This window comes from Streptomyces spinosisporus, from assembly GCF_022698145.1.
Lineage (GTDB): Bacteria > Actinomycetota > Actinomycetes > Streptomycetales > Streptomycetaceae > Streptomyces > Streptomyces spinosisporus.
Map to the genome: position 1 here is coordinate 49858 of NZ_JALDAX010000030.1, position 15324 is coordinate 65181.

Here is a 15324-nt window from a genome sequence, read left to right on the forward strand (position 1 = left end):
AACCCCGTCAGCGACAGCCGCACCGGCGCCCCACCACCCCTACGGTCCCCTCATGGACCGGAGCACACCCCGGCGCCCGGCCGTCGACCGCCACTGGCGTGGCAGTGCCCGACTGGCCGCCTGCTGCGCCGTCGTCTTCCTCGCCATGACGACCCTGGTCGACTGGAACGCCGGGACCCTGACCCCGGCGCGCGGTCTGCTGTGGCTGGCGCTGTCGTCCATGGTCTTCACCGTCCTCCTCCCGCCCCACGTCACCGCGGATTCCGGCAGGTTGACGGTACGTGGCCCACTGCACAGCAGCACCGTCCACACCGACGCCCTGGTCTCGGTCCGGCAGTACGACGGCGCCTCCTCACACCTCGTACTGCAGGACACCCACGGCCACCGCCTGGAACTCGACCCCCGCGTCCTGACCGCCAACCCCCTCCTCTGGCACGAACTGGACACCGGCGTCCGCCGCTCCCTCGACCACGGCACCCTCCGCCACGGCGCGGACGTCCTGCACCGCCTCGGCCACCACATCGACGACGAAACCGCCGAGGCGGTACTCAGAGCATCGGGCCTGTCCTGATCTCAGAACATCGGGCCTGTCCTGAACTCAGGGCATCGGGCCTGTCCCGACACACGCACTCACCAGGCGGACATGACGCGGAATCACGCGAACATCGCCTCGACGCCGACACCCCGCCCCCGGTCCACCCTGCCCCATCACCGGCCCTATGGTGACCGCATGCAGAGCTACACGATCGGTCAGGCAGCGCGGCTGCTCGGCGTGAGTCCGGACACCGCGCGCCGCTGGGCGGACGCCGGACGGGTGGCGACCCATCGCGACGAGGGCGGCCGCCGGCTCATCGATGGCCGGGATCTGGCCGCGTTCTCCGTCGAACTCGCCAAGGCGGGCGGCGCCGAGGAGGACACGTCCTACACCTCGGTCCGCAACGCGTTCCCCGGCATCGTCACCGCGATCAAGCTCGGCGACGTCGCGGCCCAGGTCGAGATCCAGGCGGGCCCGCACCGCCTGGTCTCCCTGCTGACCCGCGAGGCCGTCGAGGAACTGGGCCTGGAGGTCGGCATGGAGGCCACCGCCCGCGTCAAGTCGACCAACGTACACATCGACCGCGCCTGACCTCCGAGAGCCCGACGCAGAAGGACCCCGCCGAAGCGGGGCCCTTCACACCATCCCGATACGCGGACGTCAGTCCTCGTACGCGTCCAACGGCGGGCAGGAGCAGACCAGGTTGCGGTCGCCGTAGGCCTGGTCGATCCGGCGCACCGGCGGCCAGTACTTGTCGGCGGCCGAGACCCCGGCCGGGAACACGGCCTCCTCGCGCGAGTACGCGTGCTCCCACTCACCGCCCAGCGCGGCAGCCGTGTGCGGGGCACCCCGCAGCGGGTTGTCGTCGGCCGGCCACTCCCCCGCCCCGACCTTCTCGATCTCCGCCCGAATGGCGATCATCGCCTCGCAGAACCGGTCCAGCTCGGTCAGGTCCTCCGACTCGGTCGGCTCGATCATCAGCGTGCCGGCCACCGGGAACGACATCGTCGGCGCGTGGAAGCCGTAGTCGATCAGCCGCTTGGCGACGTCGTCGACGCTCACGCCGGTCGCCTTGGTCAGCGGGCGCAGGTCGATGATGCACTCGTGCGCGACCAGCCCGCCGGGTCCGGCGTAGAGCACGGGGTAGTGCGGCTCCAGCCGCTTGGCGATGTAGTTGGCGGACAGCACGGCCACCTGCGTGGCCCGCTTCAGCCCCTCGCCGCCCATGAGCCGGACGTACGCCCACGAGATCGGCAGGATGCCCGCGCTGCCCCACGGGGCGGCCGAGATCGGTCCGACACCGGTCTCGGGACCGGCCGCGGGCTGCATCGGGTGGTTCGGCAGATACGGCGCCAGGTGCGCCCGTACGCCGACCGGACCGACGCCCGGACCGCCGCCGCCGTGCGGGATGCAGAACGTCTTGTGCAGGTTGAGGTGCGAGACGTCGCCGCCGAAGTGCCCCGGCTTGGCCAGCCCCACAAGGGCGTTGAGGTTGGCGCCGTCGACGTACACCTGCCCGCCGGCCTCGTGGACCTGCGCGCAGATGTCGGCGACATGCTCCTCGAACACACCATGGGTCGAGGGGTACGTGATCATCAGCACGGCCAGCTCGTCGCGGTACTGCTCGATCTTCGCCCGCAGGTCCTCGACGTCGATCTCACCGTCCCCGGCGGTCTTCACGACGACCACCTTCATGCCGGCCATCACGGCGCTCGCGGCGTTGGTCCCGTGCGCGGAGGAGGGGATCAGGCAGACCGTGCGCTGCTCGTCGCCGTTGGCACGGTGATAGCCGCGCACCGCGAGCAGTCCGGCCAGCTCGCCCTGCGACCCGGCATTGGGCTGCAGCGAGACCTTGTCGTACCCGGTGACCTCGGCGAGACGCTCCTCCAGCTCGCGGATGAGCGTGAGGTAGCCGTCCGCCTGCTCGGCGGGCGCGAAGGGGTGCAGCTGCCCGAACTCGGGCCAGGTGACCGGCTCCATCTCCGTGGTCGCGTTGAGCTTCATGGTGCAGGAGCCCAGCGGGATCATGCCGCGGTCGAGCGCGTAGTCCCGGTCGGCGAGCCGGCGCAGGTAGCGCAGCATCGCGGTCTCGGAGCGGTGCTGGTGGAAGACGGGGTGGGTGAGGACGGCGTCGTTGCGCAGCAGGTCCTGCGGGAGCGCCTCCCCGGCGGCCGCGTCCAGCGCCTCGATGTCGGCCTCGATGCCGAACGCGTTCCACACGGCGGCCAGTTGGGCCCGCTTGGTCGTCTCGTCGCAGGCGATCGAGACACGGTCGGTGTCGACGAGGCGGAGGTTGACGCCGTTCTTCCGCGCGGCGGCGACGATCTCCGCGCCGCGGCCCGGCACGCGCACGGTGAGCGTGTCGAAGTAGGAGCCGTGCTCGACCTCGACGCCGGCGGCCCGCAGGCCCTCCGCGAGGATCGTGGCGTAGCGGTGGGTGCGCTGGGCGATCGCCCGCAGGCCGTCGGGCCCGTGGTAGACGGCGTACATTCCGGCCATCACGGCGAGCAGCACCTGCGCGGTGCAGATGTTGCTGGTGGCCTTCTCGCGCCGGATGTGCTGCTCACGGGTCTGCAGCGCGAGCCGGTAGGCCTTGTGTCCGTCGGCGTCCACGGACACACCCACGAGCCGCCCGGGCAGGCTGCGCGCGAACTTCTCGTGCACGGCCATGTAGCCGGCGTGCGGCCCGCCGAAGCCCATCGGCACGCCGAAGCGCTGGGTCGTGCCGACGGCGATGTCCGCGCCGAGCTCGCCGGGCGACTTCAGCAGGGTCAGCGCGAGCAGGTCGGCGGCGACGGTGACGAGCGCGCCGAGCTCGTGCGCCTGGTCGATCAGCGGCTTGATGTCGCGTACGGCACCGGACGCGCCGGGGTACTGCAGCAGCACTCCGTTGATCTCACGCTCCGCGACCTCGGCCGGGATGCCGTCGGCAAGGTCGGCGACGACGACCTCGACGCCGGCCGGCTCGGCACGGGTCTGGATCACGGCGATGGTCTGCGGCAGCACATCCGCGTCGACCAGGAACAGGCCCTTCTTGTTCCTGCCCATGCGCCGCGACAGCGCCACGGCCTCCGCGGCGGCCGTGCCCTCGTCGAGCAGCGAGGCACCGGAGGTGGGCAGCCCGGTGAGGTCGGCGACCATCGTCTGGAAGTTCAGCAGCGCCTCGAGCCGGCCCTGCGAGATCTCCGGCTGGTAGGGCGTGTACGCCGTGTACCAGGCCGGGTTCTCCATGACATTGCGCAGGATGACCGGCGGAGTGAAGGTGCCGTAGTACCCGAGCCCGATCATGGAGTCGAGCACCTCGTTGCGCTCGGCGAGCGTGCGCAGCTCGGCCAGCACCTCGGCCTCGGTGCGCGCGCCCGGCAGCTCCAGCGAGTCCGCGTTCTTGATCACGTCCGGGACGGCGGCGGCCGTGAGCTCGTCCAGCGAGCCGTAGCCGACCTGCGCGAGCATCTTGGCCCGGGCCTCGTGGTCGGGGCCGATATGACGCTGTTCGAAGGGAATGCCCTTCTCCAGCTCGGTGAGCGGAATGCGATGCGGGGTCATTGCGGAGGCCTCCTGGTCGACACGACCTTCGAGGGGCACCACGGCACGGGTACCCGGACGGCCTCCCCCTCTGTCATCTCAACCTGAGAGCTTCACCGGGTCGCCCGAAAGCTCCCGGTTTTCACCGTCGGTGAGAGCGGAAGCCGTCGACACCCGCCCTGCTTTCCAGAGTGACCTCGTCCGCGCGGTACGTGTGCCTGAGAGATTCCGGGGAGGATTTGCTCCTTCGGCGCCTCCGATGGTGTCTGGAGGACTCTCCCGCACGGGGTCAGCAGCCGCTGTCAGCCTACCAGCGAGTGCAATGCGCGTATTTTCGAGTGGCCGCCTCGCCCGTTGTGCTCTTTTGTAGTGCTTACGGATGAGTTGCGACCAAGTGGAGGGACCGTGCAGACCGACATCGATCCGCGCAACCTGATCGGCCGCAGGGCGTTCGACCGCAACGGCACCAAGCTCGGCACCGTCGACGAGGTCTATCTCGACGACGCGACCGGCGTGCCCGAGTGGGCGGCCATACGCACCGGCCTGTTCTCCCGGGACGCCTTCGTCCCCCTGGCGCCCAGCGAGCTCGTCGAGGGCACCCTGCACGTCCCCTTCGACCGCACCCTGATCAAGGACGCCCCGGACTTCGGTGTCGGCCGCCATCTCTCCCCCGAACAGGAACTCCAGCTCTATCACCACTACGGCCTCGACATCGGCGCGAGCGGCCCCATGCCGGACCGCTCCTTCGGCAAGCTCGCGGACGCCGAGGACACCAAGGACGCCGACGCCCAGGACACCTCGGCCGACGCCTGACCCTGTCCCCTGTCAGGGCCGCTCCGTCCGACAACCAGGACACCCCAGCCGCCTAGGACACCCCGGCCACGGATGCGCCCGGTCCCTGCGCCACCAGCGGCAACGGATCCGCCCGTTCCAGGTCGCCGTCGTCGGTCCGGAAGGTCCGCACCCGCCCCGGCTCCGAGTCCGGCGTCTCGAACCGCACGGTGACCCGGCCCAGGCCGCTGCCCTGCACCCACCCGTGCCCGAACTCCGCGTGCCGCACATCGTGCCCCGCGGGCCAGCGCCGCTCGACCGGCTCCTGCGGCACCTCCGCGGTCTCCTGCGACGGCTCCTCCACCGGCACGGCCGCCTGCTCCCCCGCGGCCTGCGCGAACAGATCCTCCTGGGTGTAGTCGGCGAGACCGCTGACCCCGACGCCCAGCAGCCGTACCCCGCCCGTGGTGTCCACCGTGTCCAGCAGCCGGGCCGCGGCCTCGCGCACCACCGCCGGATCGTCCGTGGGTCCCCGCAGCGTCTCGGAGCGCGTCAGCGTCGAGAAGTCGTACCGGCGCACCTTCAGCACGATCGTCCGCCCCGACAGCCCCGCCTCGCGCAGCCGCCGTACACAGCGCTCGGCCAGCCGCTGCACCTCCATGCCCACCCGGAGACGGTCGTGGATGTCCACGTCGTAGGTGTCCTCGACCGACACCGACTTGGTCTCCCGCTCCGCGACCACCGGCCGGTCGTCGCGCGCCAGCGCCATGGCGTACAACGCGTGCCCGTGGGCCTTGCCCAACAGCCGCACCAGCTCGTCCTCGCCCGCCTCGGCGATCTCGTCGACCGTGCTGATCCCGGCCCGTCTCAGATGGTCCCCCGTCGCCGGCCCCACCCCCGGCAGCGTCCGCACCGACATGGGCCCGAGCAGGGCCCGCTCGGTCCCGGGCTCGATCAGCACCAGCCCGTCCGGCTTGGCCTCCTCGGAGGCGATCTTGGCGACCATCTTGGACGCGGCGAGGCCCACGGACCCGGTCAGGCCCGTACCCACCCGTATGTCGGAACGCAGCTTCTCCCCCACCAGCCGCGCCGACGCGTCGTCCCAGGCGGCGTCGCCGGCCTCCAGGTCCACGAAGGCCTCGTCCAGACTCAGCGGCTCGACCAGCGGCGACAGCGCATGCAGCAACGCCATGACCTGCTCGCTGATCGACCGGTAGAACCCGAAGCGGGGCACCAGATACGCGGCGTTCGGTGCCAGCCGCCGCGCCTGGGCCATGGGCATCGCCGACCGCACCCCGAAGACACGTGCCTCGTACGAGGCCGTCGCGACGACACCGCGCGGCCCGAGCCCGCCCACGATCACGGCCTTCCCGCGCAGACTCGGCTTGGACGCCTGCTCCACCGAAGCGTAGAAGGCGTCCATGTCGAGATGCAGGATCGTAGCCGCGTTCCTCACAGGTCCGATGCTGCCCTACGCCACTGACAATGCCGTCGTAGCACCGCTCGAACGCGCGTTTTCTGGCGAGCCACGCATGCCGGGCAGGTCAGGAGGCTCAGACCGCGCGGTTCCGCCGCCGCGCCAGTTCGTCCGCCGGGTTGTGCCCGATCAGCGTCTCGCCGGTGTCCACCCGCTCGCCGTGCAGCTGTGAGAGGGCGCTCTCGACGTCCCGCCACACCACGCCGACGGCGATCCCGAAGACGCCCTGACCGCCCTGGAGCAGCGCGTGCACCTCGTCGGGCGACGTGCACTCGTAGACCGTGGCGCCGTCGCTCATCAGCGTCATGCGCTCCAGGTCCCGGAAGCCGCGCTCACGCAGATGCGTCACCGCCGTGCGGATGTTCTGCAGCGAGACACCGGTGTCCAGGAACCGCTTGACGATCTTCAGGACGACGACGTCCCGGAAGCTGTACAGCCGCTGCGTCCCCGACCCGTACGCCGGCCGGACGCTCGGCTCGACGAGTCCGGTGCGGGCCCAGTAGTCCAGCTGCCGATAGGTGATGCCGGCGGCCGCGCAGGCCGTCGGTCCGCGGTAGCCGATCTCCTCCGACGCCATGGACGTCGCTCCTCCGCCGGTCGGCACCGCGGCCGGTCGCTGCGGAGCGTGATCGGCGCCGCCGCCGTGAGGGGGACACCCCCCGCCCGGGCGGAGCCGAGAGCCGGGGGGAGGGTACGGACCGCTCTCCCCCGGACTGCGTCCAGGGGCTCCCCCAGCCGTACCGTCGCCGCTACTTCTCACGCCGACCTCCGTCCTTGACCTGCCTCCTCGAAGGTAGGCAGCCACTCGGGGTGCGTCAACGACCGCCACACTCGGCACGCCGAGTGATAATCACCCTACGAGTGGTTTCCCGCATCCAACCGCGGGGAAAGGCTAGCCGAATGCCTTCGGGCGGGGCCGCTGGACGCTCCCACCCGCCGCCGGTCCGGCCCATCTGCCGCCGGTCCGGCGATGTGTCACTGGCTGCTGGTCCCGAAGTCCTCGGGCGAGATCTGGTCGAGGAACTCGCGGAACTTCTCGACCTCGTCCTCCTGCTCGTCCGGGATCGCGATGCCCGCGTCGTCGAGCACACCGTCGCTGCCGTAGATCGGCGTTCCCGTGCGCAGGGCTAGCGCTATGGCGTCGGACGGACGGGCGCTGACCTCGACCCCGCTGGCGAAGACCAGCTCGGCGTAGAAGACGCCCTCGCGCAGGTCGGTGATGCGTACTTCGGTGAGCTCCTGACCGACGGCCTCCAGCACGTCCTTGAACAGGTCGTGGGTCAGCGGCCGCGCGGGGGCCATGCCCTGCTGGGCGAAGGCGATCGCCGTCGCCTCCCCCGGTCCGATCCAGATGGGGAGGTAGCGGTCGCCTCCCACTTCACGCAGGAGCACGATCGGCTGGTTGGAGGGCATTTCGACCCGGACACCTACGACATCGAGCTCGTTCACACAGTAACCCTAGGACGTGCCCGGGACGTTTGGGTAGTCGGGCAGACATCGGGGGGACGATCCGGCCTTGGCGAACGCGCCGGTTCAGGGCAGCCGTACACCGAGCGCGGTCTGCACGAGCGAGGCGTGCAACCTGACCGTGAGCGCCGCGAGCTCCTTCGTACGCGCCTCGGCATGCGCCCTGGTCTGCGGGTTGCGATGCCGCTTCAGGGGCGCCACCACCTGGTCCACGAGTCCGGCCTCACGCTCGGCGGAGGCCTTCATGGCCCTGAGGTGACGCGGCTCGATCCCGAACCGGCCCAGCTCCAGGACGAGCGAGGCCACCGTCACCGCCTCGGCGTCGTACGTCCCGTCCGCCAGTGGTGTGAGGAGCCCGTACGACTCCCACTCCTGGAGCTCCCGCTCACCGATCCCGGCGGCGGCGAGCAGCTCGGCCCGTCCGATGCGGGCCGCCGTGGGCCCCTCGGCCGGCTCCAGCAGGGGCTCGCCGTCCCGCTGGCGCCCCACCGTGGGCAGCGGGGCGGCCTCACCGCGCTCCATGGCGTCCAGATGCTCGCGGATGACCTTGAGGGGCAGATAGTGGTCCCGCTGCATCCTCAGCACGTGGCCGAGGCGCTCGACGTCCTGAGCGCTGAACTTGCGGTAGCCCGAGGGGGTGCGCTGCGGCTCGATGAGCCCCTCGGACTCCAGGAAACGGATCTTGGAGATGGTGACTTCGGGAAACTCGTCGCGCAGCACGGTCAGCACCGTGCCGATGCTCATCAGACCGTCCGTGGCGGCGGTACCGTGACCGGCACCGCCGCTCGGTGTTCGCAGCATGGACATTCCCTGTAGATCCCCCCGGACCAAGTCCGGTGGCCGGGTCAGTAGCCCCGCTGGCTCGCGTAGAAGACCAGCCGGTACTTTCCGATCTGCACCTCGTCACCGTTGTTCAGGCCGACCTGGTCGATCCGCTCGCGGTTGACGTACGTGCCGTTCAGGCTGCCCACGTCGGCCACCGTGAAGGAGCCGTCACCGCCGCGGCGGAACTCCACGTGCCGGCGCGAGACCGTCACGTCGTCCAGGAAGATGTCGCTCTGCGGATGGCGTCCGGCCGTGGTCAGGTCGCCGTCCAGGAGGAAGCGGCTGCCCGAGTTCGGTCCGCGGCGCACGACCAGGAGCGCGGAGCCCACCGGGAGCGCGTCCACGGCCGCCTGGGCCTCCGGGGACAGCGCCGGCATCTGCGTCTGACCGGTCGCCTCGGCGTCGTAGGCCTCGATGCCGGAGATCGAGATCGTGGACGTCGTCTCCGAAGGACGCTCGGGGGTGGCCCCCGCCCGCAGCGGCGCGCCGCAGTTGCTGCAGAAGCGGCTGCTCTCCGCGTTGCGGTTACCGCACCTCGTACACACCAGGGCCGACATAGGGGAAAACCCTCCACCCGTACTTGAGGTTGACGGTTGCCCGAAACCTATGCCGCCGGACTGCGCAGGGTCAACAGACGGCGCGCCCTGACCTCCGGAAATGTCGCCGCCCGGGCCTGGGACCTGGTCCCGGAACAGCGGGCGCTGGCCTTCCGCGTCTGGCTGCGCGCGATGGCGAGCGGTCGCGTTCTCGCTGTCCTCTCGCGCACTCTTGCCGAACAACTTCGCAAACAACTTCACGGGCGATTCCCCTTGACCGAAACAGACCCGCCCGTGGGGCAGGACGAACCCTGATTGCATACACCGGCCGACCCGGACATCTTCACAACGTCCGTATCCACCAGACAGTTTCCACCACGCACCACCCATTCGGTGCGCCGACCCCCCGCAACCTCATGCCCTCGCCGGACGTCCCCCATGCACCGCCGGTTCACTAGGAGGACGACCGAGCGTAGTCAGGCCGCTTCGCAGCTCGCAAGGCGTCCACAACGATCTTGCCGGACCGCTCGACGGTGACGGTGGCCTGCTCCTTCTCGAGGGTCTGCACCACGCCTCCAGGGATGTTGAGCGCCGGCTCGAGGTCCTCCGGCTTGCCGATGACCTTGAAACGATACGGGGCGTTGATCTTGTTCCCGTCGACACTCACGCTCTTGCCGGAGTCGGTCAGATAGGTGCCGGCGACCACCCGCACGTCGTTCACCTGGATCGCCTCCGCCCCCGCCGCACGCAGTTCCTGGATCGCGTCGAGCAGCATGTCCGCCTGTACCGACCCCTTCGTGTCCTCGATGGTCATCGTGATGCCGGGCCCCTGAGCCGCCACCGTGCCCGCCAGAATGCCGAGTTGCTTCTCCTTCTCGACGGTCTGCTTGCGGGCCTCCTCGGCCTGGTCGGAGCTGTTCTCCAGCTCGTCGCGCTGCTTCTGAAGTCCCTGCTTCTCGTCCTCAAGACGTTGTGTGCGGTCGTCGAGTTCATCGAGGATGCGAACGAGATCTTCCTGACGCGCACCGCGCAGGGCACTGTCGCTGTTGCTGTTCGAGGCGACCTGGACGGCCAGACCGAAGCCGAGGCCGAACAGCAGGACGGCGACGATGAGTTGGGCACGGGTGACCCGCGGCGGCCAGATGCCCTTCACCAGCCGCTGCCGCCCGGTCAGGTCGCTCTGCTCCGGCCGTTTCTGCTCGGGAGCCTCAGCGGCGTCAGGGGCCTTCTCGGGCCCCGTCCGGGGCGCGTCCTCGGGGGTCTTCTCGGCCGCGGGTCCGTCGGGCGCGGCATCGGGTCCACTGGGCGCGGGCCGCTCCGCCGGAAGTTCCCTGCGCAGCCTGTTCTCGGGGGTCTGGTCCTTGTCGTTCATCAAGCTCACGCCCGGAAGACGTGCCGGCGGATCGCCGCGGCGTTCGAGAAGATCCGGATGCCGAGCACCACCACGACACCGGTCGACAGCTGGGCGCCCACGCCCAACTTGTCGCCCAGGAACACGATCAGGGCGGCCACGACCACGTTGGACAGGAACGACACCACGAAGACCTTGTCGTCGAAGATCCCGTCGAGCATGGCCCGCAGACCACCGAAGACGGCATCGAGCGCCGCGACGACGGCGATCGGCAGATAAGGCTCGACGACCGCCGGAACCTCAGGCCGGACCAACAATCCAGCCACGACTCCCACGACGAGGCCCAGTACGGCGATCACGATGTGCCCTTCTCAGATTTCTCGTTGTTCGGCTGTGCAGTACGTACGATCACACTCGGTGCGGCCGGCAGCCGCAGGTCGCTCTCCACGGAAATGCTGTTCCGGATGCCGTAGTTCTCCTGCAGGGCATGCAGATACAGCCCGTCGGCACTGTTCTGGAACCTGTTGCTCAACTGCTTGCCGTTGCCCACGGCCAGCACCGTGTAGGGGGGAACCAGCGGCTTGTTGTCGACCAGTATCGCGTCGCCCGCGGCCCTGATCGCCGACAGGGCCGTGAGCCGCTGCCCGTTGATCGCGACGGCCTCGGCGCCCGACTCCCACAACCCGTTGACCACGCGCTGCATGTCGCGGTCGCGCACCCGGCCCGTGTCGGAGAAGTCCGAGGTCTCGCGCGGATCCCCGTTGCCGCCGCTGGTCGCTTCCTTGGCGTCGTCGACCACCAGCTTCACGCCGGGGCCGTGCACCTCGACCGCGCCCGACAGAATGCCCACCAGCTCGCCGCCGTCGCCGCCACCGCTCTTCTTCAGCGCCTCGCGCTGCCGCGTGTTCACGTCGTCGCGGAGCTTGTCGACGGAGGTCTCCAACTTGTCCGCTGCCGCGGTCTCGCGATCGATGCGATCGATCAGCTCCTCGCGCTCCTTGGCGACGACGGGAGCCGCCACGCGCGCCTGTGCCGCTCCGACGGTGACGACGAGCGCGGCGAGCACCAGCCCGGCGGCCAGACCGAGCCTGGCCCGCAGCGTCTTCGGCATACCGCTCTCGCCCGCCGCCTTCTTGCGGGCGGCCGCCTCGGCGTAGCCGTCGTCGAGACTGTGGTCCATGACGTTGGTGAGCAGCGACATGGAAGCGTCCGGACGCGGGGGTCGCGTAGGTGTGCTCCGAACGGGGGGCTGCTGCGGCATGCCGCACATCGTCGCATGTCGCGAGCGCTACCTCCGAATGGCCCCACCTGCGTGCCGGACAGGCCCCGTTGGGGACGCATGTCCGGCACGCACGCGTGCTGCGCTTTTCAGCGGCCGGCGCTGTCCACGACGGCCGACCACTCGTCGAGCAGGGCCTGCGCGGAGGCGTCGTCGGGCCCTTCCGCCCACAGATGGGTGACGGCCTCGGCCGGGTCGGGCAGCACCATCACCCAGCGCCCGTCGGTCTCCACCACCCGCACGCCGTCGGTGGTGTCCACAAAGCGCTCTCCGGCCGCTTCGACCACGCGCCGCATCACAAGTCCCTTGACGGCCCACGGAGTCGCGAGATCGCGCTTGAGGACGTGCGCCCGCGGGATCCGGGCGTCGATCTGGCTGAGCGTGAGCTGAGTCCGCGCCACCAGTCCGATCAGCCGTACGAAGGCGGCAGTGCCGTCGAAGACGCTGCTGAACTCCGGGATGATGAAGCCGCCCTTGCCGTCACCACCGAAGATGGTCGCGTCACCGCCGCCGACCCGCGTCAGGTCATCGGGCGACGTCGTCGTCCACTCCACCTGGGTGCCGTGATACGCCGCCACCTGCTCGGCGATCCTCGTCGTGGTCACCGGCAGCGCCACGCGCCCGCTGCGCCGCTCCGCGGCCACCAGGTCCAGCATGACAAGCAGAGCCCGGTCGTCCTCGACGATCCGCCCCTTCTCGTCGACCAGCGACAGCCGCTCGCCGACGGGGTCGAAGCGCACACCGAAGGCCGCCCGCGACGACGCCACGATCTCCCCGAGCCGCACCAGCCCCGACCGGCGCACATCGGCGGTCTCGGTGGGCCTGGACTCGTCGAGCCCGGGATTGATGGTGAGCGAGTCGACACCGAGCTTGCCGAGCAGGCTGGGCAGCACCAGGCCGGCACTGCCGTTCGTCGCGTCCACGACGACCTTCAGCCCGCTCTCACTGATCCCGGTCGTGTCGACATTGCGCAGCAACGAACCGGTGTACGAATCGAAGACGCTGGACGGGAAGTGCAGATCCCCGATCTCACCCGGGAACGCCCGCCGGTACTCCTGCCGCGCGAAAACCCGGTCCAGCTTCCGCTGGCTGCCCTGGGACAGGTCCGCGCCGTTCCCGTCGAAGAACATGATGTCGACGGAGTCCGGCACCCCCTGCGTGGTCCGGATCATGATCCCGCCGGCACTGCCCCGAGCGGTCTGCTGCCGGGCGACGGGCAGCGGCACGTTCTCCAGATCGCGTACGTCGATAGCGCTCGCCTGCAGCGCGGAGATGACCGCACGCTTCAGCGCTCGGGCACCACGGGAGTGGTCGCGGGCGGTGGTGACGGTCGACCCCTTCTTCAGGGTCGTCGCATACGCGCCGGCGAGCCGCACCGCGAGTTCTGGCGTGATCTCGACGTTCAGGATGCCGGAGACCCCACGTGCGCCGAAGAGGTGCGCCTGCCCCCTGGACTCCCAGATCACCGAGGTGTTGACGAAGGCACCGGCCTCGATGGTCTTGAACGGGTAGACCCGCACATTGCCCTGAACGATCGATTCTTCACCGATCAGGCACTCGTCACCGATGACGGCGCCGTCCTCGATTCGCGCGGCACGCATGATGTCGGTGTTCTTTCCGACCACGCAACCCCGCAGATTGCTGTGCTGCCCCACGTACACGTTGTCGTGGACGACGGCCTTGTGCAGAAAGGCCCCGCTCTTCACGACGACGTTCGAGCCGACGACCGTGTGCTCGCGGATTTCGGCACCGGCCTCGACCTTGGCGTAGTCGCCGATGTACAGCGGGCCGCGGAGCACGGCATCGGGATGGACCTCGGCGCCCTCGGCCACCCAGACGCCCGGAGAGATCTCGAAGCCGTCCAGTTCGACGTCGACCTTGCCCTCCAGGACATCGGCCTGCGCCTTCACATAGCTCTCGTGTGTGCCTACGTCCTCCCAGTAGCCCTCGGCGACATAGCCGTAGATCGGCTTGCCCTCCTTCATCAACTGCGGGAAGACGTCACCGGACCAGTCGACGGGCACATCGGCCTCGACATAGTCGAAGACCTCGGGCTCCATGACATAGATGCCCGTGTTCACGGTGTCGGAGAAGACCTGCCCCCAGGTCGGCTTCTCCAGAAAACGCTCGACCTTCCCCTCTTCGTCGACAATCGTGATCCCGAATTCCAGCGGATTGGGCACACGCGTCAGACAGACGGTGACGAGCGCACCCTTCTCCTTGTGGAAATTGATCAGCTCAGTGAGGTCGAAGTCGGTCAGGGCATCACCGGAGATGACGAGGAAAGCATCGTCCTTCAACGCCGCTTCGGCGTTCTTGACGCTTCCGGCGGTACCGAGTGGCTTCTCCTCATTGGCATAAGAGAGCTCCATTCCGAGCTCTTCGCCGTCACCGAAGTAGTTCTTGACCAATGAGGCCAGGAACTGGACAGTGACGACGGTCTCGGTCAGCCCATGCCTTTTGAGCAGCCGAAGCACATGCTCCATGATCGGGCGGTTCGCCACGGGCAGGAGCGGCTTGGGCATGCTTGAGGTCATGGGACGAAGGCGTGTGCCTTCGCCTCCGGCCATCACGACGGCCTTCATGTCGGAAGCGTCCTCCTCAAAGAGACGACGGTCTAGCCGACTTCACCCGTCCAGATTGTCCCGCACTTTTCCACCGAGGGCCATCGAGCCACTACGGCCGCGGCAATCGGGAAGTTCAATCGGCCATGGAGTCCGCACGGACCAGTCGGCGGACTTGCACCACGTAGAGCACTCCTGCCCACCAGTAGAGGGTTGTACCCCATCCAGCGAACGCCCATCCGAAAATAGCAGCGAGTGACGAGATCCATCCAGATCCGTCACTGAGCAGGAGCAACGGGAAGGCATACATCAGGTTGAAGGTGGCCGCCTTCCCGAGGAAGTTCACCTGGGGAGGCGGATAGCCGTGCCGCCGGAGGATGCCGACCATCACCAGCAGGACCAGCTCGCGCGCGAGAAGTACAGCCGTCAACCAGAGCGGCAGAATCTCGCGCCAGGTGAGACCCACCAAAGTCGAGAGAATGTAGAGCCGGTCAGCCGCGGGATCGAGGAGCCGGCCGAGGCTGCTGATCTGGTTCCAGCGGCGGGCGAGCTTGCCGTCCAGGTAGTCACTGATTCCGCTCAGAGCCAGTACCAGCAGGGCCCACCCGTCACTCTTGGGGCCCCCGAACTCAGGCCTTAGAACCAGCCACAGGAAGACCGGCACGCCGACGAGACGCGCCATGCTGAGGATGTTGGGGATGGTGAGCACCCGATCCGTCTGGACGCGGGTCTCCTGGACCTCCACCCGGGGGCCTCCTGTAGGAAACGTGCCAACGATGCCCCCTGACCTTACCTCAACGCAAAAAAGCTCTGGCTCTCGGGCTGTATGCCCAAGAGCCAGAGCTCTAAAGGGAGTTCGGCGGCGTCCTACTCTCCCACAGGGTCCCCCCTGCAGTACCATCGGCGCTGTAAGGCTTAGCTTCCGGGTTCGGAATGTAACCGGGCGTTTCCCTCACGCTATAACCACCGAAACACTATGAAACACTGACCGGAA

The 15324-nt window shown here is 69.0% G+C and carries 14 protein-coding genes, 1 rRNA gene and 1 riboswitch; of the genes, 3 read left to right on the top strand and 12 right to left on the bottom strand.

What is annotated here, in order from left to right; genetic code table 11:
* The first annotated feature begins 52 nt into the window (after positions 1-52).
* Positions 53-571, top strand: a complete 519-nt coding sequence (locus tag MQN93_RS41610) for a hypothetical protein (RefSeq protein WP_242713582.1) — start codon at positions 53-55, stop codon at positions 569-571.
* Between the two features lie 159 nt (positions 572-730).
* Positions 731-1126: a TOBE domain-containing protein gene (locus tag MQN93_RS41615; RefSeq protein WP_037781590.1), complete on the top strand. Its 396-nt coding sequence runs from the start codon at positions 731-733 to the stop codon at positions 1124-1126.
* Positions 1127-1195: 69 nt separating this feature from the next.
* Here MQN93_RS41615 and gcvP read toward each other — a convergent pair whose 3' ends face one another.
* Positions 1196-4081 carry an aminomethyl-transferring glycine dehydrogenase gene (gene gcvP / locus MQN93_RS41620; RefSeq protein WP_242713583.1) on the bottom strand — a complete coding sequence of 962 codons (2886 nt, stop codon included), beginning with the start codon at positions 4079-4081 and terminating at the stop codon, positions 1196-1198.
* Between the two features lie 175 nt (positions 4082-4256).
* Positions 4257-4352: riboswitch (glycine riboswitch) on the bottom strand.
* Between the two features lie 113 nt (positions 4353-4465).
* Between gcvP and MQN93_RS41625 the strand changes: the two genes are divergently transcribed.
* A complete protein-coding gene (locus MQN93_RS41625) occupies positions 4466-4873 on the top strand; it encodes a PRC-barrel domain-containing protein (protein WP_242713584.1) in 408 nt (135 codons plus the stop codon).
* 52 nt (positions 4874-4925) lie between these two features.
* Here MQN93_RS41625 and MQN93_RS41630 read toward each other — a convergent pair whose 3' ends face one another.
* The 11 genes from MQN93_RS41630 to rrf form a co-directional block, all read right to left on the bottom strand.
* Complete coding sequence (locus MQN93_RS41630; RefSeq protein WP_078516587.1) at positions 4926-6287, bottom strand: DNA polymerase IV; 1362 nt, start codon at positions 6285-6287, stop codon at positions 4926-4928.
* 97 nt (positions 6288-6384) lie between these two features.
* Positions 6385-7068 (bottom strand): MerR family transcriptional regulator, encoded by a 684-nt coding sequence (locus tag MQN93_RS41635; protein WP_242713585.1) that lies wholly within the window; start codon positions 7066-7068, stop codon positions 6385-6387.
* A gap of 215 nt (positions 7069-7283) precedes the next feature.
* On the bottom strand, positions 7284-7757 hold the full coding sequence (locus tag MQN93_RS41640) for a bifunctional nuclease family protein (RefSeq protein ID WP_004002801.1): 474 nt from the start codon (positions 7755-7757) through the stop codon (positions 7284-7286).
* Between the two features lie 84 nt (positions 7758-7841).
* Entirely contained in the window at positions 7842-8576 is a 735-nt protein-coding gene (ftsR, locus tag MQN93_RS41645; RefSeq protein WP_242713586.1) for a transcriptional regulator FtsR, read from the bottom strand.
* A gap of 44 nt (positions 8577-8620) precedes the next feature.
* Positions 8621-9526 carry a zinc-ribbon and FHA domain-containing protein gene (locus MQN93_RS41650; protein ID WP_078516589.1) on the bottom strand — a complete coding sequence of 302 codons (906 nt, stop codon included), beginning with the start codon at positions 9524-9526 and terminating at the stop codon, positions 8621-8623.
* A 64-nt stretch (positions 9527-9590) separates the two neighbouring features.
* Entirely contained in the window at positions 9591-10508 is a 918-nt protein-coding gene (locus tag MQN93_RS41655; protein ID WP_016434118.1) for a DUF881 domain-containing protein, read from the bottom strand.
* Between the two features lie 5 nt (positions 10509-10513).
* Positions 10514-10846 carry a small basic family protein gene (locus MQN93_RS41660; RefSeq protein WP_003988855.1) on the bottom strand — a complete coding sequence of 111 codons (333 nt, stop codon included), beginning with the start codon at positions 10844-10846 and terminating at the stop codon, positions 10514-10516.
* Complete coding sequence (locus MQN93_RS41665; protein WP_242713587.1) at positions 10843-11757, bottom strand: DUF881 domain-containing protein; 915 nt, start codon at positions 11755-11757, stop codon at positions 10843-10845. The genes MQN93_RS41660 and MQN93_RS41665 overlap by 4 nt, the downstream gene beginning before the upstream one ends.
* A gap of 98 nt (positions 11758-11855) precedes the next feature.
* Positions 11856-14351: a mannose-1-phosphate guanyltransferase gene (locus MQN93_RS41670; RefSeq protein ID WP_016434120.1), complete on the bottom strand. Its 2496-nt coding sequence runs from the start codon at positions 14349-14351 to the stop codon at positions 11856-11858.
* A 115-nt stretch (positions 14352-14466) separates the two neighbouring features.
* Complete coding sequence (gene clsA, locus MQN93_RS41675; RefSeq protein WP_242713588.1) at positions 14467-15075, bottom strand: cardiolipin synthase ClsA; 609 nt, start codon at positions 15073-15075, stop codon at positions 14467-14469.
* 109 nt (positions 15076-15184) lie between these two features.
* Positions 15185-15301 (bottom strand): 5S ribosomal RNA (gene rrf / locus MQN93_RS41680).
* Positions 15302-15324: the final 23 nt, after the last annotated feature.